General features: G+C 70.8%; 23 protein-coding genes. 18 read left to right on the top strand and 5 right to left on the bottom strand.

What is annotated here, in order from left to right:
- Positions 1-22: 22 nt before the first annotated feature.
- Entirely contained in the window at positions 23-265 is a 243-nt protein-coding gene (locus tag E1267_RS18070) for a hypothetical protein (RefSeq protein WP_132333742.1), read from the bottom strand.
- A gap of 304 nt (positions 266-569) precedes the next feature.
- On the opposite strand from E1267_RS18070, the gene E1267_RS18065 reads away from it, so the two are divergent.
- Positions 570-1,424, top strand: a complete 855-nt coding sequence (locus E1267_RS18065; RefSeq protein WP_220449541.1) for an IclR family transcriptional regulator — start codon at positions 570-572, stop codon at positions 1,422-1,424.
- A gap of 72 nt (positions 1,425-1,496) precedes the next feature.
- Here E1267_RS18065 and E1267_RS18060 read toward each other — a convergent pair whose 3' ends face one another.
- Together E1267_RS18060 and E1267_RS18055 are read right to left on the bottom strand one after the other, a co-directional pair.
- The gene (locus E1267_RS18060; RefSeq protein WP_220449540.1) at positions 1,497-2,336 is read right to left on the bottom strand and encodes an SDR family NAD(P)-dependent oxidoreductase; all 840 of its coding nucleotides are present in this window, start codon (positions 2,334-2,336) and stop codon (positions 1,497-1,499) included.
- A gap of 50 nt (positions 2,337-2,386) precedes the next feature.
- Positions 2,387-3,676 (bottom strand): phenylacetate--CoA ligase family protein, encoded by a 1,290-nt coding sequence (locus E1267_RS18055; RefSeq protein ID WP_132333741.1) that lies wholly within the window; start codon positions 3,674-3,676, stop codon positions 2,387-2,389.
- A 324-nt stretch (positions 3,677-4,000) separates the two neighbouring features.
- Between E1267_RS18055 and E1267_RS18050 the strand changes: the two genes are divergently transcribed.
- The 13 genes from E1267_RS18050 to E1267_RS17995 all read left to right on the top strand — a co-directional run bounded on the left by E1267_RS18050 (position 4,001) and on the right by E1267_RS17995 (position 18,113).
- Positions 4,001-5,116 carry a zinc-dependent alcohol dehydrogenase gene (locus E1267_RS18050; protein WP_132333740.1) on the top strand — a complete coding sequence of 372 codons (1,116 nt, stop codon included), beginning with the start codon at positions 4,001-4,003 and terminating at the stop codon, positions 5,114-5,116.
- Between the two features lie 17 nt (positions 5,117-5,133).
- Positions 5,134-6,138, top strand: coding sequence for an amidohydrolase family protein (locus E1267_RS18045; protein WP_132333739.1), 1,005 nt, complete (start codon positions 5,134-5,136; stop codon positions 6,136-6,138).
- A 220-nt stretch (positions 6,139-6,358) separates the two neighbouring features.
- Positions 6,359-7,378 (top strand): ABC transporter ATP-binding protein, encoded by a 1,020-nt coding sequence (locus tag E1267_RS44400; protein WP_181957816.1) that lies wholly within the window; start codon positions 6,359-6,361, stop codon positions 7,376-7,378.
- Positions 7,368-8,369: an ABC transporter ATP-binding protein gene (locus E1267_RS44395; protein ID WP_165959665.1), complete on the top strand. Its 1,002-nt coding sequence runs from the start codon at positions 7,368-7,370 to the stop codon at positions 8,367-8,369. The genes E1267_RS44400 and E1267_RS44395 overlap by 11 nt, the downstream gene beginning before the upstream one ends.
- Positions 8,366-9,325 carry an ABC transporter permease gene (locus E1267_RS18035; RefSeq protein WP_132333738.1) on the top strand — a complete coding sequence of 320 codons (960 nt, stop codon included), beginning with the start codon at positions 8,366-8,368 and terminating at the stop codon, positions 9,323-9,325. The genes E1267_RS44395 and E1267_RS18035 overlap by 4 nt, the downstream gene beginning before the upstream one ends.
- Entirely contained in the window at positions 9,322-10,380 is a 1,059-nt protein-coding gene (locus E1267_RS18030) for an ABC transporter permease (protein ID WP_220449539.1), read from the top strand. Before E1267_RS18035 ends, E1267_RS18030 begins: the two co-directional genes overlap by 4 nt.
- Positions 10,381-10,515: 135 nt before the next feature.
- Positions 10,516-12,105, top strand: a complete 1,590-nt coding sequence (locus E1267_RS18025) for an ABC transporter substrate-binding protein (protein ID WP_132333737.1) — start codon at positions 10,516-10,518, stop codon at positions 12,103-12,105.
- A 168-nt stretch (positions 12,106-12,273) separates the two neighbouring features.
- The gene (locus tag E1267_RS18020; RefSeq protein WP_132333736.1) at positions 12,274-13,479 is read left to right on the top strand and encodes an ROK family transcriptional regulator; all 1,206 of its coding nucleotides are present in this window, start codon (positions 12,274-12,276) and stop codon (positions 13,477-13,479) included.
- 34 nt (positions 13,480-13,513) lie between these two features.
- Positions 13,514-14,323 carry an ABC transporter permease gene (locus E1267_RS18015; RefSeq protein ID WP_246063986.1) on the top strand — a complete coding sequence of 270 codons (810 nt, stop codon included), beginning with the start codon at positions 13,514-13,516 and terminating at the stop codon, positions 14,321-14,323.
- Complete coding sequence (locus tag E1267_RS18010; RefSeq protein ID WP_132333735.1) at positions 14,320-15,087, top strand: ABC transporter ATP-binding protein; 768 nt, start codon at positions 14,320-14,322, stop codon at positions 15,085-15,087. The genes E1267_RS18015 and E1267_RS18010 overlap by 4 nt, the downstream gene beginning before the upstream one ends.
- Positions 15,088-15,132: 45 nt before the next feature.
- Positions 15,133-16,101: an aliphatic sulfonate ABC transporter substrate-binding protein gene (locus tag E1267_RS18005; protein WP_132333734.1), complete on the top strand. Its 969-nt coding sequence runs from the start codon at positions 15,133-15,135 to the stop codon at positions 16,099-16,101.
- A complete protein-coding gene (locus tag E1267_RS18000; RefSeq protein ID WP_132333733.1) occupies positions 16,098-17,567 on the top strand; it encodes a sulfatase family protein in 1,470 nt (489 codons plus the stop codon). Before E1267_RS18005 ends, E1267_RS18000 begins: the two co-directional genes overlap by 4 nt.
- Before the next feature lie 15 nt (positions 17,568-17,582).
- Positions 17,583-18,113, top strand: coding sequence for a DUF1349 domain-containing protein (locus tag E1267_RS17995; protein ID WP_220449538.1), 531 nt, complete (start codon positions 17,583-17,585; stop codon positions 18,111-18,113).
- Between the two features lie 77 nt (positions 18,114-18,190).
- Here the strand turns inward: E1267_RS17995 and E1267_RS17990 are convergent, their stop codons facing one another.
- Positions 18,191-19,057, bottom strand: coding sequence for a fumarylacetoacetate hydrolase family protein (locus E1267_RS17990; protein WP_132333732.1), 867 nt, complete (start codon positions 19,055-19,057; stop codon positions 18,191-18,193).
- 203 nt (positions 19,058-19,260) lie between these two features.
- Here E1267_RS17990 and E1267_RS17985 point away from each other — a divergent pair, with 203 nt between their 5' ends.
- Positions 19,261-20,178, top strand: coding sequence for a hypothetical protein (locus E1267_RS17985; RefSeq protein ID WP_132333731.1), 918 nt, complete (start codon positions 19,261-19,263; stop codon positions 20,176-20,178).
- 78 nt (positions 20,179-20,256) lie between these two features.
- Here E1267_RS17985 and E1267_RS17980 read toward each other — a convergent pair whose 3' ends face one another.
- Entirely contained in the window at positions 20,257-21,435 is a 1,179-nt protein-coding gene (locus E1267_RS17980) for a L,D-transpeptidase (RefSeq protein ID WP_132333730.1), read from the bottom strand.
- Between the two features lie 308 nt (positions 21,436-21,743).
- Here E1267_RS17980 and qcrB point away from each other — a divergent pair, with 308 nt between their 5' ends.
- From qcrB to E1267_RS17970, 3 genes are all read left to right on the top strand, one after another.
- Positions 21,744-23,264, top strand: a complete 1,521-nt coding sequence (gene qcrB, locus E1267_RS17975; protein ID WP_132333729.1) for a cytochrome bc1 complex cytochrome b subunit — start codon at positions 21,744-21,746, stop codon at positions 23,262-23,264.
- A 42-nt stretch (positions 23,265-23,306) separates the two neighbouring features.
- Positions 23,307-23,444, top strand: coding sequence for a hypothetical protein (locus tag E1267_RS44390; RefSeq protein ID WP_165959664.1), 138 nt, complete (start codon positions 23,307-23,309; stop codon positions 23,442-23,444).
- A gap of 70 nt (positions 23,445-23,514) precedes the next feature.
- Positions 23,515-24,120, top strand: coding sequence for a hypothetical protein (locus E1267_RS17970; RefSeq protein ID WP_132333728.1), 606 nt, complete (start codon positions 23,515-23,517; stop codon positions 24,118-24,120).
- The last annotated feature ends 368 nt before the right edge of the window (positions 24,121-24,488 follow it).

Below are 24,488 nucleotides of genomic sequence, written 5' to 3'. Positions count from 1 at the left end.
CTTCTCGGCTCGTGGCCCCTCATCAGGCGTGGTTCGCCGGAGCGACGTCGCCGGGATAGGAGAGCCGGATGCCGTCGGGCCCCACGCCGAGGATCGGCGCCAGCATGCTCACCATCATGTTCTTGGGGACCAGGCAGTCGGGGCAGCTTCCGGCTCCGGCGGTGATCCGCACGTCGAAGCCGGGGCCCGCCTCCTCGACGGTCAGCTGGTAGCCGTCGACGGCCAGGGTGGACCGGATCTGCTCCAGGCGTGTTTCGTCGCGCATCTTCGCCTCACTCGTGATCGGGGCCGCGGGGAACGTCCGGCGGGGTGACCGGGTGCGACTACGACCCTGCTCAGAGCAATGTAGACCGTGGCATCTCAGATGAAATCTCGACTTTCGTGACACGGAAGGGCTAGTTGCATTTCGTCCGCATGCCCTGTTTGTCGTTCGAGAGGGAAGCCCCCTTTCCGTCCAGCGGAAGGGATTTTCGCCCAATTTGTTCTACTATCGAAAGGCTGTCCGTTTATGTAGCCTGGTTTACGCCCATGTAACCTAGGTCACGTCATACGGACAGGCAGGTGAATTGGTGACTGTCCTGGCAGACAAATCTCTCGAACCCCATCGCCTGACATCGGCCCAGCGCGTGCTCTCCATTCTCGGCGTCTTCGACACCGAGAACCTGGCGCTGTCCCTCAGCGACATCAGCCGCAGGACCGGCCTCACGCTCAGCACGACCCATCGGCTGCTCAACGAACTACGCCGCTGGGGTGCTCTGTCCCGGCACAGCGACGGCAAGTACAGCATCGGCCTGCGCATCCTGGAGCTCGGCACCCTGGCGCCGCAGGGCGGCCAGCTGCGGGAGATCGCGCTGCCGTACCTGCACGACCTGCAGCACGCCACCCGGGGTAACATCCACCTCGGCGTGCCGGAAGGGCACGACGTCATCTACGTCGAGTCGTTGCGCGCCCGCGACACCGTCCCCGTGCCGAGCCGGCTCGGCGGGCGCTGGCCCATGCACGCGACCGGCACCGGGCTGGTGCTGCTCGCCCACTCCTCCCAGGAGTTCCAGGAGGAGGTGCTCGCCTCCAAGCTGCGCCGCTACACCGACCACACGCTCACCGACCCCGACGCGCTGCGGCACTTCCTGGCCGAGGTGCGCAAGTCGGGCGTCGCCATCGTGCAGAGCCAGCTCACCTACGACGTTATGGCCGTCGCCGTCCCCATCCGCGGCCCGCGCGACCGCGTCGTGGCTGCGGTCGGCATCACCGTGCCGCTCGGCTCGCCGTCCCCGCACTCCCTGGTGCCCGCGCTCGCCGCGACCTCCCGCAGCATCTCGCGCGCGCTCGGAGCGCCCTCGGCCGTCGCCGACGCCGGGGTGCCGCGCCAGACCGCGCACTGGCAGGTGCGCGAGGTGAAGTACTCCAGCGCCGTGGGCTCCTGAGCGGCGCGCCTCACGCGAACGCGCCGGGAACGGCCCGCTCCCCTGACGCGGGCCGGTCCCGTACGCGGCCGGTCACTCCCCCAACGGCACGGAGGTGATCGGCTCGGTCGAGTAGCGGTGCGGGGGGCCGCCCTCGACCGGCATGATGTGCCCGGATATCCACCGGGCCCGGTCGCTCAGCAGGAACAGCGCGGCGTGGGCGATGTCCCAGGAGGTGCCCTCGGTCTTCAGCGAGGTGCCCTCGCGGCGCTGTTCGCGCATCTCCTGGGTCATGGGGCCCTTCGCGGCGAACGCCCCGTAGATGGCGCCGACCGCGACGCAGTTGACGCGGATGCCCTGCGGCCCGAGCGTGGTCGCCGCGCCCTCGGTCATGTTCTCCATGGCGGCCTTGGCCACGCAGTAGACCAGTCCGGGCCCGCGCCTGCGCGCCCCGACGGACGAGATGTTCACGATGGAGCTGCCGCGCGGCAGCACGGGGACGGCGTGCCGGGTGATCGACCACGCGGACTTGAGGTTGATGTCCATCAGCCGGTCGTAGTGCTCGGGAGTGGTGTCGAACAGCCCGCTCCGGTCGCCCGCCGCGACGTTGTTGACCACCGTGTCGAGAGCGCCCAGGCGGTCGACCACCTCGGCGACCGCACTCGCGCAGGCCCGGTCGTCGGTCACGTCGGCGATCACGGAGATCGCCTCACCGCCGTCCTCCGCGATCAGCTTCACCGTGCGCTCGGCGGCCTCCGCGTTCCTGTCGAGCACGGCGACCCGCGCGCCGTGCCTGGCCAGCACCCGGCAGATGGCGTACCCGACACCCGGGTAGGAGGTGTTCTGGCCGCCCCCGGTGACCAGCGCGGTGCGTCCGGTCATCCACCGGTGCCCCGCGTCGGCGAAGGGGTCGATCATCGGGTCGTCTGACATTGCCTGCTCCTATCCTGGTGTGCCTGACCGGCCCGCCCGCGGCCGGGCCGTCAGCCGGCGATCCGGGTCAGGCGGGACTTCATCTCCGTACGCTCCAGCGAGCCCGGCGGCACGAGCACGACAGTCGCCCGCACGGTCAGCCGGGCCCTGATCAGCTCCTCGATCTCCTGCCGCAGCCGCTCCTGGTCGCACGGTTCCTCGCCGAGCTCCACGTCGACCCGCAGCGGCGGCTCCACCCGCGGTCCAGGGCCGGGCAGGACGACCTGGACCACGCCGTTCGTCCGGGGATGCAGGGTCTGCGCCAGATCACGGATCGCGGTGGGGAACACGTTGACCCCCAGCACGATCAGCATGTCGTCGGTACGCCCCACGCACCGGATGAGCGGCGCGCCGTCGCCGGCGAGCCCCGTCACCAGCACCCGGTCCCGCGTACGGAACCGGACGAGCGGGCAGCACTCGCGGTCCACCGAGGTGTAGACGAGCTCGCCCGTGGCGCCCGGCTCGGGGTCGATCGGCTCCCCCGTGTCCGGGTCGATGAGCTCCACCACCACGTGCCGGCCACCGGTGAACCGCATGCCGCCGGCGCCCGGAGGCTCGGCGAACAACACCGGCGCCATGTCCGCGTTGCCCAGCCCCTCGGTGACGCGGGCGCCCCACTCCTCCTCCATGCGCTGCTGGAACGCGGGCTCCCCGCCGCCGGGCTCGCCCCCCACGAAGATCTTGGTGATGCCGAACTCCCTGGGGTCACGTCCCAGCTTGCGTACGTATTCGGCCAGGTAGCGCACGTACGAGGGGGTGGCGTGCAGCGCGGTGACGCCCAGGGACTCCAGTGCCTGCACCGCCTTGTCCGACGCCCCGGTGCCGATGGGGACCATCGTGCAGCCGATGCGTTCCAGCGCGTCCCTGATCGGCAGCCCGCCCACGAACAACGTCAGCCCCGAGCCGTGCAGCACGACGTCCTCGCGCCGCGCGCCCATGGTCATGAACGCGCGGGCCACCATCTCCGTCCACGTTTCGGAGTCACGCCGGGTCACGCCCACCCAGCTCGGCTTGCCGGTCGTGCCGGTGGAGGCGTGGACGCGGATCACGTCGGCCATGTCCGCGCCCGCGTGCCGCCCGAGCGGGGGCGAACCGGCCTGAGATTCGCGCAGCAGCTGTTTGTCCGTGAAAGGCAGTTTGCGCAGGTCGTCGAGGGTGACCAGCGCCGCCGTGTCGACTCCGTGCCCGGCAAACAGGTCGGCGTAGAACGGAGAGCGCGCGGGCAGCCCGGCGAGCTGCGCGCGGAGCATCGCGGTGACGGTCTCTCGGTCCTCTGCCGCGACGAAGCCGGGTTTGATCACTGATCGTCCTTCCGGGAGGTGGGAGTGCCGGTGCTCGGATGGGCGGCGGAAGCACTCACGGTGCCCCGCGCCACGAAGCCGTGGCGAAGCGGCCGCGGCGCATGAGTCGGAGTCGAGGCGATGCCTTCGAGCGAAGGTCAGCGGTGCTTCACTATGCCCAGCGGGCCGGATGACGGGCCACCTGACTTTCGCGTCGCGGAAAGCAAATGCACGCCTGTGAACAGCGCGCATGATTGCTTTCCGTGACGTGAAATCCTCGTCGCATTCCCCTGCCGTCGCCGACATCCTGGCAGCGAAACCCGCCAGGAGAGAGGCCCGCATTCGATGGCAGACACGGTACGCGCGGCAGTGCAGATCGCCCCCAACAAGATCGAGGTGCGCGAGTTCCCCCGTCCGCGGATCGGCGAGGACGACGGACTGCTGCGCGTGGAGGCCAACGGCATCTGCGGCAGCGACGTCGAGATCTTCAGGGGGCACCTCGGGTCGATGGACCAGGAGAACCCGAAGCCGTTCGTGCCCGGCCACGAGCCGATGGGCATCGTCGAGGAGGTCGGCGAGCGGGCCGCCGAACGGTGGGGCGTCAAGCCCGGCGACCGGGTGGCCGTCGAGATCATCATTCCGTGCCACGCCTGTCGCCGGTGCCTGACCGGGCACTACCAGTCGTGCCCCAACCGCAGGCCGGGCCACGGAGTGGCGTCGCTGGACGTGGCGCCGTCGCTCTGGGGCGGGTTCGCCGAGTACATGTACCTGTCGCCCCACACGATCCTGCACCCCATCGACCCGGCCCTCCCCGCCGAGGTGGCCGCCATGTTCAACCCCCTCGGCGCGGGCGTGCGCTGGGCCTGTCATCTGGGCGGCGTGGGGCTCGGCGACACCTTGCTGGTGCTCGGGGCCGGGCAGCGCGGCCTGTCCGCCGTCATCGCGGCGCGGGCGGCCGGCGCCGGCACGATCATCGTCACCGGCCTGGAGCCGGACGCCCACAAGCTGGCCCTGGCCCGCGAGTTCGGAGCCGACCACACGATCGTCGTCGACGGCGAGCAGGCCGAGGACACCGTGGAGCGGGTACGCGAGATCACCGGCGGCGAACTGGCCGACGTCGTGCTGGAGCTCACCCCCATGGCCGCGGGGCCGGTCACGGACGCGCTGCTGTCGGCGCGGCACGGCGGCCGGGTGGTGCTGGCCGGGCTCAAGGGCCGCCGCGAGATCCCGCTGCGCACCGATCTGATCATCAATCGCGCCCTCACCGTCGTCGGCGCGTTCGGCGTGGACCACCGTGCCTACCGCGAGGCGATCGGCATCATCGAGTCGCGCCGCCATCCCCTGGAGAAGCTGCACACCCACTCCTTCGGGCTGGACGACACCGTCCTCGCCATCGAGACCCTCGGCGGCGGCGTGCCGGGTGAGGCCGCCGTACACGTCTCGGTACACCCCCACTCCTGAGGTCTCTGAGGTTCGCCATGCTTGTCGACGCCCACGCCCACCTGCTGCCCCGCGACTACCCGGCCGACGCCCCCGGATGTTTCCCGCGCATGGAGCCGATCGACGGCGACACCGCGCGCCTGCTGGTGTTCGGCGCCACCCGGTTCCGCGCCCGCGAGGTGTTCTTCGACGCCGAGCGCCGCGTCGAGGCGATGGACGCCTCCGGTGTCAGCGCCGAGGTGCTCACGCCCATGCCGCCGCTGCTCCGCTACGACCTGCCGCCGGCCGACGGGCTGTCGCTGGCCCGGCACGTCAACGAGTTCACCGCCACGCTGTGCGCCGCCGACCCCCGGCGGCTCATCGGCTTCGGCATGGTGCCGATGCAGGACCCGGACGCCGCCGCCACCGAGCTCAAGGCGGTACGCGAGGCGGGCCTGCACGGCGTGGAGATCGCCTCCAACGTCCTGGGCGCCTCCATCGGCGACGAACGTTTCCTGCCGTTCTTCGCCGAGGCCGAACGGCTCGACCTGCCGATCTTCGTGCACGCCATGCCCGCCCCCACCGACCGGCTGCCCCGCTCGGCCATGGGCACGTACGTCGTGGGCCTGGAGGGCGCGCTGGCCGCCGCGTCGCTGATCACCGGCGGCACCGCCGCGGCCTGCCCGGACCTGCGTGTCTCCTTCAGCCACGCCGCGGGCGGTTTCCCGCTCGTGCTCCCCCGCGCGCAGTACTTCTGGAGCGGCACCTGGAACGAGGAGCCGCCCGTCCCCGAACGCGCGATCGCGCACACCGAGGGCCCGTCGCCGCTCGACCACGCCCGCCGCTTCTACTACGACTCGATGGTCTTCGACCGCCGCGCCCTGCGCTATCTCATCGACCTGCTCGGGCACGACCGGCTGCTCGTCGGCTCCGACTTCCCCGCCATGGAGCGCGAGGACCCGGCCGGGCGCACGCTGCGCTCCCTCGACCTGCCCGAGGCCGCCCTGGCCGACATCACGTGGCACAACGCCTACCGCTTCCTGGGCGTCGACCCGCCCCGATGAGCCGGTCCGCGCCGGTCACGGCAACCGTGTCACGGCCCCCGGTGAAATCTTTTCGCAGGGCGAAAGGGCGGTGGCGGGCCGATACCGGCCAGCGCATAGTGGCGTGACAAGAGTCGCACCCGATGAGGTCGCGGCGATCTGCCGCGCGCCGCCGGACCCTTTCTGACCACGCGGGCCGCCCCCTCCCTAGCAACTCCCCGATGACGAAGGAGCGACGACGGTGCCGTCCCCACCGCTGCTCGAAGTGAAAGATCTCTATGTCCGTTTCCCCACTCCAGCCGGACCGGTGAACGCCGTCGCCGGCGTGTCGTTCACGGTCTCGGCCGGTGAGACGGTCGCGGTGGTCGGTGAGTCGGGTTCCGGCAAGAGCGTGTCGTCGCTCGCGCTGCTGGGGCTGCTCGGCTCGGGCAACATCTCGGCGGGCTCGGTGCTGCTGCGGGACGAGGAGCTCGTGGGAGCCGGGCCCGAGCGGCTGCGGCAACTGCGCGGCTCCGAGCTCGCCATGATCTTCCAGAACCCGATGAGCTCGCTGGACCCGCTGTTCACGGTCGGCGACCAGCTGGTCGAGGCGTTGCGGGCGCACCGGCCCATGTCGCGCAGGGCCGCCAGGGCACGCGCCGTGGAGTTGTTGCGGGAGGTCGGGCTCCCGGATCCGGAGCGGCGCGTACGTGCCTATCCGCACGAGTTGTCCGGCGGGCAGCAGCAGCGGGTCATGGTGGCGATCGCCCTGACGGGTGAGCCGGCGCTGCTCATCGCCGACGAGCCCACCACGGCGCTGGACGTGACCGTCGAGGCGCAGATCCTGGAGCTGCTGCGTACCATGCAGCGCGAGCACGGCACGGCGCTGCTGCTCATCACGCACGACATGGCAGTGGTCGCGGAGACGGCCGACCGGGTCGTGGTGATGTACGCCGGGCGGGTGGTGGAGCATGGCCCGGTGGCGGAGGTGCTGCGCTCGCCGCGCAACCCGTACACGCGGGCTCTGATCGACTCGATCCCGACGCCGGCCACCCCGCGCGACCGGCCCATGCCGGCCATCGCGGGCAGCGTGCCGACACCGGCGGAGGCGCCTTCCGGCTGCCGGTTCCATCCGCGCTGCCCGTCGGCGCTGGAGCGCTGCTCGGAGGCTGAACCCCCGTTGTACGGGCTGGAGCCGGGCCGGGCCAGCCGGTGCTGGCTGCACGAGGGCGCGCCGCAGGCCTCGCCCACGACGGCCGGCGAGGTGCACCATGTCGCCTGACGCGCCCACGACGGAGGCGCCGCTGTTCGAGGCGCGTGACCTGGTCAAGCGGTTCCGGTCGCGGGGCACGGTGGTCCAGGCGGTCAACGGCGTCTCGCTGCGGATCCCGCGCGGCCGCACGGTGGGGCTGGTGGGCGAGTCGGGGTCGGGCAAGTCGACGGTGGCCCGGCTGGCCCTGCGCCTGCTCGATCCCACCTCGGGGCAGGTGACCTTCGACGGCGTCGACCTGCTGCGCGCCTCGCGGGGCCAGATGCAGGCGCTGCGGCGCCGGATGCAGATCGTCTTCCAGGACCCGCTCGGCTCGCTGAACCCGCGCATGCGGGTGCTGGACGCGGTCGGGGAGCCGCTCGCCGTGCACCGCATCGCCAAGGGCTCCGCCCGGGTGGACCGCGTGGTGGAGCTACTGGAGCGGGTCGGGCTGCGCTCGTCCGACCTGTACAGATTCTCCCACCAGTTCTCCGGCGGGCAGGCGCAGCGCATCGGCATCGCGAGGGCGCTGGCCACCGACCCCGACCTCATCGTGTGCGACGAGGCCGTCTCTGCGCTCGACGTCTCGGTGCAGGCCCAGATGCTGAACCTGCTCAAGCGGCTGCAGTCCGAGCTCGGGCTGTCCTACCTGTTCATCGCGCACGACCTCAACGTGGTGCGGTACATGGCCGACGAGGTCTGCGTCATGTACCTCGGGCAGATCGTGGAGCGCGGCGACGGTGACACGTTGTTCGCCGACCCGCGTCACCCGTACACCGGGATGCTGGTCTCCGCCCTGCCCGAGTTCGCGCCCGAACGGGCCGACGGGCGGGCGCGACGGGCGGTGCCGCGCGGCGAGCCCGCCAGCCCGAGCAGTCCCCCGCCCGGGTGCCGGTTCCATCCGCGCTGCCCGAAGGCGATGCAGCGGTGCCGGGAGGAGGCGCCCGCCCTGCACGGCGTCGCGGACGGAAGGGCCGCGGCCTGTCACCTGTTCGACGCCGGGCGGGAGGCGAGCGCACGATGATCGGCTACACGCTGCGCAGGCTGGGGTACGGCGTGGTGGTCATGTGCCTGGTCACGGTCTTCGTGTTCGTGATCATGCGGCTGGTGCCCGGCGACGCGGTGAGCCTGCAGTTGCAGGACACCGGCGTCAGCAAGGAGGCGGCCGACGCGCTGCGCGGCGAGTTCGGCCTGGACGACCCGGTGTGGGTGCAGTTGGGGGAATGGCTCGCCGGCGCCGTCCAGGGAGATCTCGGCACCTCCTTCTACAACAAGGAGCCGGTCATCGACCTGTTCCTGGCGCGGGTCCCGGTGACCGTGCAGCTCGGTCTGCTCGCGATGCTGGTCGGCACGGCGCTCGGCCTGACGGTCGGGATCATCGCCGCCGTCACCCGCGGCTCGGTCACGGACAGCGCGCTGCGGGTGTTCGCGGTGGCGTTCCTGTCGGTCCCGAACTTCGTCATCGCCCTGCTGCTGCTGACCGCGTTCGCGCTCTGGTTCGCCTGGTCCCCGCCGCTGGTGTACGCCCAGCCGACCGAGGACTTCACCAGCTGGGCCCAGCAGATGGCGATCCCGGTGTTCGCCCTGGGCACCGGAGGGATGGCCGCGGTCGCCCGGCTGACCCGCTCGTCGATGCTGGAGTCGCTGGGCTCCGACTACATCCGCACCGTGCGCGCCAAGGGCGTGCGGGAGCGCACCGTGGTGCTCAAGCACTCGCTGCGCAACTCGACGATCGCGGTGCTGACGCTGCTCGGCCTGGAACTGGCCACCGTGCTCGGCGGAACGGTGATCATCGAGCGCATGTTCGGGCTCCCCGGCACCGGACAGCTCATCTACCAGGCGGTGCTCGACCGGGACTATCCGGTGGTGGTGGCCTGCACGATCTTCTACGCGGCCCTGTTCGTCATCACGATCATCCTGATCGACCTGCTGTACGCGCTGGTCGATCCGCGGATCCGGACCGGGAAGGCGCTGTCGTGACCGAGAAGCTGACCTTGACCGGGACGCGCCCGGTCTCTCCCGCGCCCCGGCCGCCGCGCGGAGCCGCGCTCCGGCGCGGGCTGAAGGCACTGCGCGTCTTCATGCGCTCGCAGCCGCTGGGCGCCGCCGCGCTGCTGCTGATCTGCTTCTTCGTGCTGGTGGCGCTGCTCGCTCCGTGGATCTCACCGTTCGATCCGCTGGAGCAGTTCCGCAGGGACATCCTGGAGCCGCCCTCGGGCACCTACCCGTTCGGCACCGACGACCTGGGCCGCGACGTGCTGAGCCGGACGATCCACGGCGCACGGACCTCGTTGATCGTCGGCGTCACGACCACCGGTGTCAGCCTGGTGCTCGGCACCATGATCGGCGTGACCTCCGGCTATTTCGGCCGGGGGCTGGACCTGGTGGTGCAGCGGGTGATGGACGCGGTGCAGGCCGTCCCCGGGATCGTGCTGCTGCTGTTCATCGCGGTGGTTCTGGGCCCGTCGGTGCGCAACACGATCATCGCGCTGACCGTGGTCATCACCCCGTCGTTCAACCGCATCGCCCGCGCCGAGACCCTGCGGGTCCGCCAGGAGCCGTACGTCGAGGCCGCGAGGGCGACCGGAGCACGCGCGCCGCGCATCCTGGCCCTGCACGTGCTGCCCAACATGCTGGCGTCGGTGCTGACCCTGGGCAGCCTCATCTTCGCCGGCGTGATCATCGCGGAGTCGGCGCTGAGCTTCCTCGGCATCGGCGCGCCACCGCCCACCCCGTCATGGGGCCTGATGCTCTCCGAAGGGGTGCGCTACGTGGAACGCGCCCCCTGGCTGATCATCGTGCCCTCCGTCGCCCTGTCGATCGCCGTGTTCAGCTTCAACCTGCTCGGCGACGCCCTGCGCGACCATCTCGACCCCCGCCTGCACCGGTCGGCCACCGACCGGGTCACCGGGCTCTGGTGGGGGCGCCGCATGCTGTCCCGGCTGGCCCCGAGCCTGGTCCGTGCGACCGAGCAGAACGTATCCACCGGCGGGGCGGCCGGTGGAGCCCCCCGTCCCTCGGAGCCACCGCGCTGAGGCGCGCTGATCAAGTGGAGGCAGGAACATGGAACACGCACGGAAAGGACGGTACGCCCCGACCGGCGAGGCTGCCGGCGAGGCGAACCTCCCATCGACCCGCGCGACGATCGCCGTTTCTCCCCGGAGGCCCGCGTGATACGCCGTACGCGACTGGGCGCGGCGGCACTCATCGCGGCGCTGCTCCTGTCCGCCTGCGGCGGCGGTGACGACGGCGAGGCGAGCGGCAACGCCGCCCCGGCCGGCGACCCCAGGCCGGGCGGCTCCCTCGTGCTGCAGCTCCCCACGGAGATCGACGAGGGCCTCAACCCGATGACCACCAGCGACCCGTCCACGATGGGGCTCATCTCGGGCGTCGTCTACGAGAAGCTGGTGGAGTACAAGACCGGGCCGGACGTCACGTCGCTGGAGATCGTGCCCGACCTGGCCGAGTCGTGGAAGATCTCCAAGGACGGCAGGACCTACACCTTCAAGCTGCGCGAGGACGTGCGCTGGCACAACCTCCCCCCGGTCAACGGACGGCCCTTCACCTCCGACGACGTGGTGGCCACGTTCGAGGCGCTGCAGAAGACGACCGAGGTCCACAAGTGGATGATCGAACCGGTCGAGAGCATCGAGGCGCCGGACGACCACACCGTGGTGTTCAAGCTGAAGCACGCCTACAGCCCGCTGCTGGACTACCTCGCCTACCACTTCAACATGATCTTGCCCAGGGAGGGCCTCGAGGGCGAGTTCGACATGCAGAAGCAGGCGATCGGCACCGGCCCGTTCATGCTGGACAAGCACACCCCGAACGTCGAGTGGGTGTTCAAGAAGAACCCCGACTACTACATCAAGGGCAGGCCGTACCTCGACGAGATCCGGCGCCCGATCATGAGTGACATCGCCGCCGTCACCGCCGCGCTGCGCAGCGGACGCCTCGACGTCGGCACCACCAGCGACGTCAACGTGGCCAGGAGCCTCGACGACAAGGGCTTCACCGTCAACGAGACCCCGGGCGCCCCGGTCAGCGTCTTCATCAACCCCGAGAGGGAGCCGTTCGACGATCCGAAGGTCCGGCAGGCCTTCATGGAGGCCATCGACTGGGACGGCATGGGTCAGAACATCCGGGGCCGCTACAACCTGACCTCCCTGGTCAGGCCGGACATCTCCACCGCGGCGCTGACCAAGGAGGAGGTGTTGAAGCTCAGGCCGTACAGTCCGCAGAACGCCAAGAAGCTGCTCGCGCAGGCCGGGCTGCCCAACGGGTTCAGCACCAAGCTCATGGTGCAGCGCGTGGACGACGAGGACGTGCGCGAGGCGCAGTGGATGCAGGACGACCTCGCCAAGGTCGGCATCAAGATGGAGCTGGAGATGGTCGACCCGAGCACGGGCATCGACCGTCGGCGCACCCACGACTTCGCGGTGGCCAAGGCGCTGCGCGGTGTGCACCTGCCCGACCAGGTCTGGCGGGACTTCGAGCCCGACTCGCTGGAGAACTACACCCAGGTCGACGACAAGGAGCTGTACGAACTGCTCGACCGCTCTCGCACCGAGCTCGACGACGACAAGCGCAACGAGATCTACACGCAGATGCAGATCCGGATGGAGACGGTGATCCGCCAGGTCCACTACCCGATCCAGAAGTTCGACTACTCGGTCTACAGCGAGCGGGTGCGCGACCTGTACGACAGCCCGATCTACCAGGGCAAGCGGCTGGCGGACGTGTGGCTGAGCGACTCGTGACGGCCGCCCGTCGCGATCACGCAGCGCCTGGGGCCGTTACGTGAACGTTATAGTTCGCCCTCGAACTCTTTCGTGCCTGCCTTCCCAGCTCAGAAAGGTGATCGGGGACCAAGATTGATTTTTCCGGGTTATTGACGAAAAAGACGGTGGCTGGGCAGACTCGGCCGTATGTCACAACCCGGTGGCCCCCTGTCACAGCTCCGGCGCGGGCACGAGGAGCTCGTGCTCGGGCTGCTGCGCAAGCACGGCCCGCTCAGCCGCGGCGAGCTGGGCAGGCGCTGCGGGCTGTCCCGCACCACCCTGTACGACATCCTCGCCGAGCTCGTGGCCGCCGGCGCGGTCGTCACCGCGAGCCGGCGTGAGGCGCCGCGCGGACGCGGCAGGCCGGCCGAGACCCTGACCCTCAACCCGGAGGCCGGCCAGGCGATCGGCATCGACTTCGCCCGTCGCGGGCTGCACGTCGCGGCCGTCAACCTGGCGCACGAGATCGTCGGCTCGGCCAGCGAACCCCACGACGCCAACCTGCCGTGGGAGCAGCGGGCCGAGCTGGCAGCCCGGCTCGTCGGCTCCCTCACCGGCGGCACGCTCAACCTGGGAGCGCTCAGCGCGATCGGCGTCGGCGTGGTCGGCCCGGTCGGCGACCCCGACGACGACTCCGGGAAAGGAACGGACGGTCCGCACCCGGCGCAAGTGCTGCTGCGCGAGCGGTTCGGCGTGCCCGTGCTGCTGGACAACAACACCAGGCTCGCCGCTCTGGGCGAGGCGATCTGGGGCGCCGCGGCCGGCGTACGCGACGTGCTGTACCTGCGGTTGTCCCACGGCGTCGGCGGCGGGCTGGTGGTCGGCGGATCGCTGCACCGCGGCGCGTACGGCCTGTCCGGCGAGTTCGGCCACATCACCGTCGACCAAAACGGCGCCCGCTGCGACTGCGGCGGCGCCGGCTGCCTGGAGACCGTCGCATCGATCAGGGCCGTCCTCGACGCCTACCGCGCGGCCGGAGGGCACTCCGGCCACGCGGCAGGCGTGCCCGAGCTTGCCAAGGCGGCCAGGGCGGGCGACGCGGCGGCGCTGACCGTGCTGGACGGCGTGGGCGCCCACGTCGGCGGCGTGCTCGCCGCCCTGTGCAACGCGATCGGCCCCAGCGTGATCGTGGTCGGCGGCGAGCTGGCGGAGACCGGGACGGCGCTGACCGACCCGATCGAGCGGGCACTGCGCGCCCACGTCATGCCCGTGTCCCGGCACCGGGTCAGCCTGCGCCGCGCCACCCTCGGCGAGGTCGCCGGCGCCCTCGGCGGCATCGCCCTGGTGCTGCACGAGTCCCCACTGCTTTCTCGTTATCCGGCCGGCCCGGATCTCGCGAAGGAGCCCCAATGACACCTCACCACACCGAAGCGGCGGAGGTGGGCTCGTGACACAGCTCACCGCGCTGGGCAAGTCGCCGGCGGCCCCGGCCGCGCGGCGCGGTCCCGGACGCCCCCGGCGCGCCATCGCGCTCAATCTGCTCGCGGTCGTCCTCGGCCTGATCATCTGGACGTTGCTGGCGTCGATCGGCGTGCAGGGCCTGCCCGGCCCGCTGCAGGTGGCGGCCAAGGCGGGCGAGCTGATCGCCGACGGCACGCTGCTGGACGACGCCCTCGCCAGCCTGCGCAGGGTGCTGCTGGGCTTTCTGCTCGGCACTTTCCTGGCCGTCCCGATCGGCTTCCTCATGGGCTGGTACGCCACCGCGCGCGGCCTGCTGGAGCCGTACGTGCAGTTCTTCCGCACCATCCCGCCACTGGCGATCATCCCGCTGGCGATCGTGCTCATGGGCATCGGCGAGGTGCCGAAGGTCTTCGTGATCTTCCTGGCGTCGTTCCTGTCCAGCGTCGTGGCGACGTTCCAGGGCGTGGTGGACGTGGACAAGACGCTGATCAACGCGGCCCGCGTGCTCGGCGCCTCCGACCGGACCATCTTCCTCAAGGTCGTGGTGCCGGCGTCCACGCCGTTCATCCTGGTCGGGATGCGGGTCGGGCTGGGCTCGGCCTGGGGCACGCTGGTCGCCGCCGAACTGATCGCGGCCCAGGAGGGCCTCGGCTTCCGCATGCAGCAGGCCCAGCTCTACTACGACCTGTCCACCATCTTCGTGGGGCTGATCGCGATCGGCCTGCTGGGCCTGCTGATGGACCGGCTGCTGCTGCTCGCCGAGCGGCGCCTCACCGGCTGGCAGGAGCGCCGATGAACGCCAAGATCTCTTTCACCGACGTGGCCAAGACCTACCCGGTCAAGGACGGCACGTTCACCGCGCTCGACCGGGTGTCGCTGGACATCGCCGACCGCGAGTTCGTCACCGTCGTGGGACCCTCCGGCTGCGGCAAGAGCACGCTGATGAGCATGGCCGCCGGGCTCGTCGAGCCGACCTCGGGCGGGGTGCTCGTCGACGGCGTGCCCGTCGCCGGTCCCGGACCCGACCGTGGGGTGATCTTCCAGCAGTACGCGCTGTTCCCGTGGCTGACGGTGCGCAAGAACGTCGAGTTCGGGCTGAAGCTGACCGACCTCCCGGCCGGGGAACGACGGCGGCGGGCCGAGCGGGCGATCGAGCTGGTCGGGTTGTCCGACTTCGCCGACGCGCTGCCCAAGACGTTGTCCGGCGGCATGAAGCAGCGCTGCGCTATCGCCCGCGCGTACGCGGTGAACCCGCAGGTGCTGCTCATGGACGAGCCGTTCGGCGCGCTCGACGCACTGACCAGGGTGCAACTGCAGGACCAGCTGTTGGACACCTGGAGCCAGGAGCAGCGCACGGTCATGTTCATCACCCACGACGTGGACGAGGCCGTCTACCTGGCCAGGAGGGTCATCGTCATGGCTGCGAGGCCCGGCCGCATCCAGCAGATCATCGACGTGGACCTGCCGTACCCCAGGACGGAGGAGATGCGGCTGTCGCCCGAGTTCGGACGGATCCGCAACGAGGTCTGGCACGCCGTCTACCACCAGGCCCCGGCCTGACCCCTCCGGACCCCGCTGTCACCACCAGGAAAGGACTGATCCGCCATGCGTTCTCTTCGCCGCGCCCTGACGGCCGCCTCGGCGGTGAGCCTGCTGACACTCTCCGTGACCGCGTGCTCCGACGACGGCTCCACGGTCAGGTTCGGCTACATCAGCGACTACAACGGCGCGAGCCTGCTCGCCATCGCCGACAAGCAGGGCCTGTGGGACAAGCAGGGCCTCACTCCCGACATCAAGGTCTTCACCAACGGGCCCCTGCAGATCCAGGCGCTCGGCGCCGGCGACCTCGACTTCGGCTACATCGGCCCGGGCGCCATGTGGCTGCCCGCCACCGGCAAGGCCAAGGTCGTGGCGGTCAACACGCTCGCGTACGCCGACCGCGTCATCGGGCGGCCGGGCGTCAGGACCATGCAGGACCTCAAGGGCAAGAAGGTCGGCGTGCCCGAGGGCACGTCCGGCGACATGGTGCTCAACCTGGCCCTGACGAAGGCGGGCATGACCGCCAAGGACATCCAGAAGATCCCCATGGACCCGGCCACGGTCGTCTCGGCGTTCTCGGCCGGGCAGATCGACGGCGCCGGCATCTGGTACCCGCTGATCGACACGATCAAGCAGAAGGTGCCGGGCATGGTGGAGCTGGCCAGCACCAAGGAGTTCCCCGACAGTTCGTTCCCGACCGCGTTCGTCGGCGGCACCGGCGTGGACAAGGAGGTCACCCGCAAGGTGATCAAGGTGCTGCAGGAGGCCAACGACTGGCGGGCCGCGCATCCCAAGGAGTCGGTCACCGAGGCGACCGCGCTGCTCAAGCTCGACGAGGCCAAGGTCACGGCCGACGCGGCGAACGTACAGGTCATGAGCACCTCCGACCTGGTCGCCAAGACCAAGGACGGCACGGTCGCCAAGTGGCTGAACAGCCTGGGCGACTTCTTCGTCAGCACCGGCCAGCTGAAGTCGCGCCCGGACCCCGCGACCTACTACACCGGCGACCTCTACACGGAGGCCTACCAAAAGTGAACCTGCTGTTCCTGATGACCGACCAGCACCGCGTCGACACCCTGGGCTGTTACGGCAACCCGCACGTGGCCACGCCCAACCTGGACCGGCTGGCCGCGACCGGCACGCGGTTCGACCGGTTCTACACGCCGACGGCCATCTGCACGCCGGCACGGGCGAGCCTGCTCACCGGGCAGGCGCCGTTCCGGCACCGGCTGCTGGCCAACTACGAGCGCAACGTCGGCTACCTGGAGGACCTGCGCGAGGACGCGTTCACCTTCCCCGAGGCGCTGAAGGAGCGCGGCTACCAACTCGGGCTGATCGGCAAGTGGCACGGCGGCACGAGCCGCAACGCCGCCTCCTACGGCTTCGACGGGCCCGACCTGCCGGGCTGGCACAACCCGGTCGACCATCCCGACTACCTGGCCTACCTGGAGGAGCGGGGGTTGCCGCCGTACCGGATATCGGACCTGATCCGGGGCACCACGCCCAACGGCAACCGGGGCAACCTGCTGGCGGCGCGGCTGCACCAGCCGGTGGAGGCGACGTTCGAGCACTACCTGGCGACCCGGGCGATCGAGCACATGGAGCGCTACGCCGCCGACGGGCGGCCGTTCTTCCTGGCCACGCACTTCTTCGGGCCGCACCTGCCGTACCTGCTGCCTGACGAGTACTTCGACATGTACGACCCGAGCCTGGTGGAGCTGCCGCCGTCGATCGCGGAGACGTTCGAGGGCAAGCCGCCGGTGCAGCGCAACTACAGCGCGCACTGGACGTTCGACACGATCCCGATCGAGGTCACCCGCAAGCTGATCGCGGTCTACTGGGGTTACGTCACGCTGATCGACGAGCAGATCGGCCGCATCCTCGACCGGATGGACGATCTGGGGCTCACCGATCAGACCGCGGTGTTCTTCACGGCCGACCACGGCGAGTTCACGGGCGCGCACCGGCTGCACGACAAGGGCCCGGCGATGTACGAGGACATCTACCGCATCCCCGGCATCGTCCGGATTCCCGGCGAGCAGCCGCAGGTCAGGAACGAGTTCGTCTCGCTCACCGACTGCACGGCGACAATCCTGGAACTGGCCGGGTGCGACACCAAGCCGGCCGTGGACAGCCGCAGCCTGGCGCCGATCGTCCGTGGCGAGCAGCCCGAGTGGCCTGGCGAGCTGCTCGCCGAGTTCCACGGCCACCACTTCCCCTACCCGCAGCGGATGATCCGCGACGACCGCTACAAGCTGATCGTCAACCCGGAGTCGGTCAATGAGCTGTACGACCTGCACGCCGACCCGCACGAGCTGAGCAACCGCTACACCCACCAGGAGCTGGCCGCGGTCCGCCGTCGCATGATGCGCCGCCTGTACGACCTGCTGCGCGAGCGCGGCGACAACTTCTACCACTGGATGACCCCGATGTACGACATCGGCGCCCTCGACTACGACCCCACGCTGAGCTCCTTCGAGAAGGAGGGCACCGCCGGATGAGGACTGTCCGGCGGCGTGCTGTCCTGGTCCACCCAGAACGCCGAGCTGTTCCGGGACACCAACACCGCGTCGGTACTGCTCAGGGACGCGCCGGAGGGCGACTACACGGTGGAGGCGAAGCTGAGGTTCGCGCCGGCGCAGGGCAACCAGCAGGCCGGCATCCTGCTGTACGAGAACGACGACCGCTACTTCAAGCTGGCGCACTCCGCGCTCCCGCTGTCCAGGGGGGACGGGGCGGTGCTGCGGACGAGCGAGTTCGCCAAGGAGGGCGAGCGGCCGACGACCACGCCGCCGGTCTCCGACGCCAACGGCGCGATGTTCGGCGGGCCCGCCGCGGAGACGATGTGGTTGCGGTTGTCGTACCACCATGACACCGCGAACGACGAGAGCGAGGTGCGCGCCGCGACGAGCGGGGACGGCGAGCACTGGGTGCGCAACGGTGTCTGGACCCTCCCGGCGAAGGACCCGCTCAGGATCGGCCTGTTCTCGATGAACACGGCCGGCGCCGTGGCCGGGTTCGACTATGTCCGGACCTACCGACACTGATCACCGCCCGGTGGCGGACGTCCCCGCCCGCCACCGTGGGCCTGCTGCTGTCGCGGGTGACCCGTCGCGAGTGCTCGTCAGCGCATGGCGTCCAGGCCCCTGACCACGCTGGTGGTCAGCGTGCCGACGTCGGAGATGGTGATGGTCACCGTGTCACCGTCCTGGAGCGTGAACGGCAGGTCGGGGACGAGGCAGGTGCCGGTGGCCAGCACCGCGCCGTCGGGGAAGACGTCGGCGCGGAACAGGTAGGAGGCCAGGTCGTCGAGGCGCCGGTTGAGCTGCGAGGTGTTCGCCTTGCCGTCCCACACCGTCTCGCCGCCCCTGGCGATGGTGAGCGTGATGTCCAGCGCGTACGGGTCGGCGACCTCCCACGCGGGCCTGATCCCGGGGCCCACCGCGCACGCGCCCAGATAGATCTTGGCCTGCGGCAGGTAGAGCGGGTTGACGCCCTCGATGGTGCGCGAGCTCACGTCGTCGACCACCGTGTAGCCGGCGATCTCCCCTGCGGCGTTGAGCACCAGGCCGAGCTCGGGCTCCGGCACGTCGATCTCCGAGTCGTCGCGCGCCGCGATGCGTCCGCCGTGCCCGGAGACCTTCCAGGCCGCGGACTTGAAGAAGAGCTCGGGTCTTTCCGCGTCGTAGACCAGTTCGTACACGTCGGCGGCCCGCTCGCTCTCCACGACCCTGGCCTCGCGCGAGCGCCGGTAGGTCACGCCGGCGGCCCACACCTCCATCCGCCCGTCCACCGGAGGCAGGAGCCGTACGTCGGCCGGGGCGTGCCGGGGACCGTCGGCGTCCTCGCACAGCGCACGGATGCCGGCGGACGGGTGCCGGAGCAGTTGGCCGACGGTGGTGATCCCGGGCAGTTCCACTACCTGTTCACCGTTGTCGATCCCGACCGCGTCCGCACCGGTCAGAGGGCTGGTGAACCGTACGATCTGCATTGCCTGCTCCTAGCTCCATCAGACGAGGGGCAAAGTGTCATCGGATGAATTGTCCCCTATCTCGTCAAGTGTGGAGGTTTGTCCACCCGAGACCGGACGCCAGGGCATCGCCGGGCGAACACCCCGGAAAAACACCGCGCCTCTGCGCATCCGAACGGGTACGCTGCGTGACTGCGGATCGTACGCTTCGATGGCGGTGACCAGTGGCACAGGACGGCGCGCTCCTCTTCCCTCCCCGGCCCGACGCGGCCATGACCCGGGACGGCTACGTCGCCGGCCTGCGGGCGCTGCGGGCCTGGGCGGGAGCTCCCGGCGACGCCGAGCTCGCCGCGGCGGTGCCCGGCCTCGCCGCCCACACGATCGACGACGTGCTGGGTGAGGGTCGCACGGACATCCCCGACCGCCGCACGTCCGAGCAGATCGTACGCGCCTGCCTGCTCGTACGGGGCCGCTCCGACGAGGAGATCGCCCAGGAACAGGCCCTGTGGCGCACCGCGTGGGACCGCGTGCACGGCGCCGAGCAGGATCCGGCCCCGCGGGGCAGGACGTTCAAGGTCGCCCTGAGCCTGCTCTTCCCGGCCGTGACCGGTGTGGCGGGCAATCTCGCCACCAGCAACCTGCACAACCCATGGGTGTGGGGCGCGCTCGCTGCGGTGCTGGCCGTGCACGCCGGCCTGCTGCTGGCCGGGCCGTCACGGTGGGTGCGCGGGCCGCTGCGGGTCGCGGCCGCCTCGCTGGCCGCCGTCGTCGTGACCGGCTGCCTGGTCCTCGTGCCCGTGTCCCCTGGCACGCCGCCCGCGTGCTGGAGAGCCGACCCCCGCACCTACATCAAGCCGCCGGTCGACGACCCTGACCTCGGGGTCACCTGGGAGAAGGGCTTCGCCTGCCAGAACGCCGGAGGAACGGTGCACGCGGGGCCGGGCGCGGCCACCACGAAGGTGGGACGGCTGGACCGCGAGGGCCCCGGCATCTTCCTGTGCGTCGTCGAGGCGGACGACGGGCACTGGTACCGCACCATGGCCGACGAGTCGTGGGCCAACCGCGGATGGGGCTACATCCCGCAGGCGCACGTCAGGGCCGAGCATCCCGTGCCCGGCATGGCCCCCTGCCCGGGGGTCTAGAGAAACACGAGGAACTCGTCCTGCGACGGTGGCGTCCTCCTGCCGGTCCGCGCCTCCGGGTGCGCTGACGCGCGGGCGTCAGCCGTTGACCGGGGTGCCGAGCGCGCTGCCGGCCAGCCAGTCCTCCCACGACTTCGCCCACGGCGTCGGCCCGTTGCCGAACCTCAGCTTCCTGGACGTGCCGGTGACCTCGATGATGTCGCCCCGCTGGGTGAACTCGTAGAACCAGCGGGCGTTCTCCGGGCTCGCGTTCACGCAGCCGTGGCTGACGTTGCGGCTGCCCTGCTCACCGGTCGACCAGGGCGCGGCGTGAAAGAACGTGCCGCTGTAGGTCATGCGCACGTTCCACTTCGTGCGGATGCGGTATTCGCCCGGCTTGCCGACGGTGGCCGAGTCCATGACGATCTCCGGTGCCTTCTCCTGGGCGATCATGACGCCCGAGTAGCTGTCGTCGCCCGGCTTGCCCAGGCTGACCGGCATGGTCTTGACGACGTCGCCGTTCTTCCGCACCACCGCCTTGTGCGCCTCCGCGCTGACCTTGGTGACGTGCTCGGGCCCGACGGTGAACGTCAGCCGGCGATCCTTGGAGCCCCACAGGCCGTCGCCCGCCCGTACGCCCGCAAGATGCGCCACCACCGTCACCTGCTCCCCCACCGGCCAGTACTCGCGCGGCCTGAACTGCACCTCACGGTCGCTCACCCAGCTCCACGCCCCCTCGACCGGCTGGGACATCCGCACCTCCAGCGACCGCTCGACCGCGGCCCGGTGCTTCCCGCCCGTCACCGGCCGGGACAGCAGCAGTTGCACGGGCATCCCGACCCCCACCGTCTCGCCGTCCAGGGGCGACATGCCGCTCTTCAGCACACGCTCCGGCTTCAGCGTGGTGAACGTGGTCGTGCCGGTGACCGGCCTGCCGTCGGCGCCCGTGGCCCGTGCGTTGACCGTGTACCGGGTCGAAGGCCGCAGCGACCAGCGGGGACGCCACGTGCCGTCGGCGCCCACGGAGCCCCGTACCTCGCGTCCCTTGGCGTCGGCCACGGTCAGCGCGACAACATCGCCGCCCGTGACCTTGACGCTGACCCCGGTGTCCGGGGCGACCCGCTCCGCGCCGTCGGCGGGGGTGATCGACAGCCTGGCCTCCGGTGGCCGTGCCCCGTCCGGGGCCTGCGAGCCGCCGCCCGCCGTGCATCCGGCGATCAGGAGCAGTGCCGCTGTGAGGGTGCCGCCGTGGGTGGTGCCGGTCCGGCCGTTCCGCATCACTGATGCCTCCGTGCCTGACGGATAGGGGTTTCGCTGCCAGATGCCCTACCTGCCCAGAACGGGCGGGGCCCATGCGGCGGCTCACCGGCGAGCCGCCGCGCGGGACGGTGTTGCGACCGTGACCGGCCGCCGAGGATCACCGAAGGGGTGGACTACTACGTGACCACCACCGGCAGGCGGTCCGCGCGCTGGGGCCGGTCCCCGTCACGGTCGAACGCTTCGCCTGAGGCCGCCCGGTGTCACATCCTCCGCGCCTGTCCCGTCTTGTTAGGTAACGGGCTAACCATGACATAGGCGGGTTGAGGATGAAGGCCAGCTCTTTGGCGGGAGCACTCGACGACCGGATCGGCGGGGCCGGTTTCCTGAAGAAGGCGATGCGGAAGATCTTCCCTGACCACTGGACGTTCCTGCTCGGCGAGATCGCCCTGTACGCGTTCGTGGTCGTGCTCCTCACCGGCGTCTTCCTCACGTTCTTCTTCAAACCGAGCATGCAGGAGGTGATCTACGACGGTTCGTACGTGCCGCTGCAGGGCGTCGCGATGAGCGAGGCGTACGCCTCCACCCTGGAGATCAGCTTCGAGGTGCGGGGCGGCCTGCTGATGCGGCAGATGCACCATTGGGGCACGCTGATCTTCCTCGCCGCCATCGTCGTCCACATGCTGCGCAACTTCTTCACCGGCGCCTTCCGCAAGCCGCGCGACCTGAACTGGCTGATCGGCGTGGCCCTGTTCGGGCTGGTGATGCTGAACGGGCTGTTCGGCTACTCGCTCCCCGACGACCTGCTGTCGGGTGCCGGACTGCGCATTCTGCACGGGGTCACGATCTCGGTGCCGCTGGTGGGCACGTACCTCGCGATGTTCCTGTTCGGCGGCGAGTTCCCCGGAGGGGACATCATCCCCCGCCTGTACAGCCTCCACGTCCTGCTGATCCCCGCGCTGCTGCTCCTGCTCATCCCGCTGCACGCGGTGGTGCTGACCTGGCGGCAGACGCACACGCAGTTCAGGGCGAAAGGGTTGACCGACCGGGTGGTGCGCGGCGCCCCCTTCTTCCCCACGTTCCTGGCCAAGACGACGGTGTTCTTCCTGTGGGTGCTGGCGGTCATCACGCTGCTGGCGACGCTGTTCCAGATCAACCCCATCTGGTTGTACGGGCCGTACCTGCCGAGCACGATCAGCGCGGGCTCGCAGCCCGACTGGTACATGGGCTTCCTGGAGGGCGCGCTGCGCATCATGCCGCCGTGGGAGTTCACCGTGCTCGGGCACACGGTGACCATGGGCGTGCTCATCCCGGCCCTGGTGGCGCCGGGACTGCTGTTCACCGCGCTGGCGCTCTACCCGTTCCTGGAACGGTGGATCACCCGCGACCACGCCGTGCACCACCTTCTCGACCGGCCGAGGGACGTGCCCGTACGCGCCGGCCTCGGCGTCGCCGGGATCGCCTACTACGGCGTGCTCTGGCTGGCCGGCGGCAACGACCTGATCGCCTCGACGTTCCACATCTCGCTGAACGCCACGACGTGGATCTTCCGCGTCGCCGTCGTCGCCGCGCCCGTGCTGGGCTACGTGATCACCCGGCGGATCGCCCTCGGGCTGCTGGCGCGCGACCAGCACACCGTCACGCACGGTGTGGAGACCGGGGTCATCGTACGCGGCCACGACGGTGCGTACAGCGAGATCGAGCGGCCGGTCACCGAGGAGGAGGCCGCCGTGCTCGTACCCGCCGAGCTGCCCGCCCTCCCCCGCGGGAACGGTTCCCCGGACGACGGGGTGCCGCCGCCCCCGGGCCGCAGGTTCCGGGACGCCCTCCAGCGTTCCTGGAACCGCTGAAGGGGCCACGCGCACGCGACCAGCGCCCCTGAGGCCGGCCTGGTGCCGCGGGGGCCGTACAACATCGTGGCCCGGACGGACAACGGCGACAAGGACATCAAGGCGCCGAGCGTCCCCTCGGCCCGGCGGACGATCGAACTGAACAGCGACTCGGGAGACCTGGCGGTCGTGACACCCTGACGGGCGCCTCCTGGGTGCTGAACCGTTGCCGGGCGGCCGCCGTATCTCCTCGTGTGAGCGGTGATCGCGTTTGAACGCCGACCAGAAAGGAAGCGGCACCGGCAGCAGGGACACCGCGCGGGCCGGCCGGGCCGGCCTGCGCGGGCTGCGGGCGGCGGTGTTCGCGGTGGTCTGCGTGTTCGCCGCGCTGGGCATGCACGTGCTGGCCGGAGGCCCGGACGCCCGCCTGGTGACCGTCGTCGCCGCGACCCTGGTGACGGGTGCGGGCGCGTACGTTCTCGCCCGGCGGCAGCGGTCACTGGGCACCCTGCTCGCCGCCTCCTTCGCCGCGCAGTACGGCATGCACCACCTCTTCGGCTCGGGCGCTGCCGCCTTCCCCGGCCATCATGGGGGCGGCCTCCACACCGGGACCGAGCTCGGCCCCGGGACCGGCATGGTGTTGGCCCACGTGCTGGTCGCGGCGGTGTCGGCGTGGTGGTTGCGGCGCGGCGAGACGGCGCTGCTGGCGCTGGCGTCCCTGCTGGCCTGCTCGCTGCGCGGCCTGTGGGACCGGCTGACCACCCGCCTTGCGCCGACCCCTGCGCCACGCCCCGGGCTCGTCCCCGCGGCTCCCGGCGACGTCGCCGTCCCGCCCGTGCTGGCCTGGACGTTGTGCCGGCGGGGGCCGCCTCGGTAACGGGCGCCCGCCCGCGATCTCGTACCCACCGGAACGTTCCGCCCCGGCACCTCGGCAGCGCGCACATGACGTGCCGCCCACAACGCCCCGGCAGCGCTCACACCAGACGTTCCCACCCACGACGCCTCGGCATCCCACACGCCGGACGTTCCGCCCAGGGCCGCTGACCGTGCCCGCCCGCCTTCGGCGCGGCTCGCCGTCCCGCTGTGAGACGGCCGGTTCGTCATGGCCGCCTGCCGGTCACGCTGCCGGTCGAGGCCGCCCCCGCATTTCCCGCGCCCGCCCTTCGCGTGCGCGCACTCCGGAACGGAGCCCCCATGACCTCTGTCCAAGCGCGGCCGGAAACCTCCCGGCCCGCGGCAGCACCC

The sequence above is a fragment of the Nonomuraea longispora genome (genome assembly GCF_004348345.1).
GTDB classification, from domain to species: Bacteria; Actinomycetota; Actinomycetes; order Streptosporangiales; family Streptosporangiaceae; genus Nonomuraea; species Nonomuraea longispora.
Note: the sequence above shows the minus strand (reverse complement) of the source record. Positions and strands in the feature narration are given on the sequence as shown.

What these genes read in the sequence shown, in the direction of transcription:
- E1267_RS18020 (WP_132333736.1), top strand. Translation starts at nt 12,274, where the DNA reads ATGTCACAACCCGGTGGCCCCCTGTCACAGCTCCGGCGCGGGCACGAG.
- E1267_RS17980 (WP_132333730.1), bottom strand. Translation starts at nt 21,435, where the DNA reads ATGCGGAACGGCCGGACCGGCACCACCCACGGCGGCACCCTCACAGCG.
- E1267_RS18050 (WP_132333740.1), top strand. Translation starts at nt 4,001, where the DNA reads ATGGCAGACACGGTACGCGCGGCAGTGCAGATCGCCCCCAACAAGATC.
- E1267_RS44395 (WP_165959665.1), top strand. Translation starts at nt 7,368, where the DNA reads ATGTCGCCTGACGCGCCCACGACGGAGGCGCCGCTGTTCGAGGCGCGT.
- qcrB (WP_132333729.1), top strand. Translation starts at nt 21,744, where the DNA reads ATGAAGGCCAGCTCTTTGGCGGGAGCACTCGACGACCGGATCGGCGGG.
- E1267_RS17990 (WP_132333732.1), bottom strand. Translation starts at nt 19,057, where the DNA reads ATGCAGATCGTACGGTTCACCAGCCCTCTGACCGGTGCGGACGCGGTC.
- E1267_RS18005 (WP_132333734.1), top strand. Translation starts at nt 15,133, where the DNA reads ATGCGTTCTCTTCGCCGCGCCCTGACGGCCGCCTCGGCGGTGAGCCTG.
- E1267_RS18070 (WP_132333742.1), bottom strand. Translation starts at nt 265, where the DNA reads ATGCGCGACGAAACACGCCTGGAGCAGATCCGGTCCACCCTGGCCGTC.
- E1267_RS18010 (WP_132333735.1), top strand. Translation starts at nt 14,320, where the DNA reads ATGAACGCCAAGATCTCTTTCACCGACGTGGCCAAGACCTACCCGGTC.
- E1267_RS18045 (WP_132333739.1), top strand. Translation starts at nt 5,134, where the DNA reads ATGCTTGTCGACGCCCACGCCCACCTGCTGCCCCGCGACTACCCGGCC.
- E1267_RS18060 (WP_220449540.1), bottom strand. Translation starts at nt 2,336, where the DNA reads ATGTCAGACGACCCGATGATCGACCCCTTCGCCGACGCGGGGCACCGG.
- E1267_RS18035 (WP_132333738.1), top strand. Translation starts at nt 8,366, where the DNA reads ATGATCGGCTACACGCTGCGCAGGCTGGGGTACGGCGTGGTGGTCATG.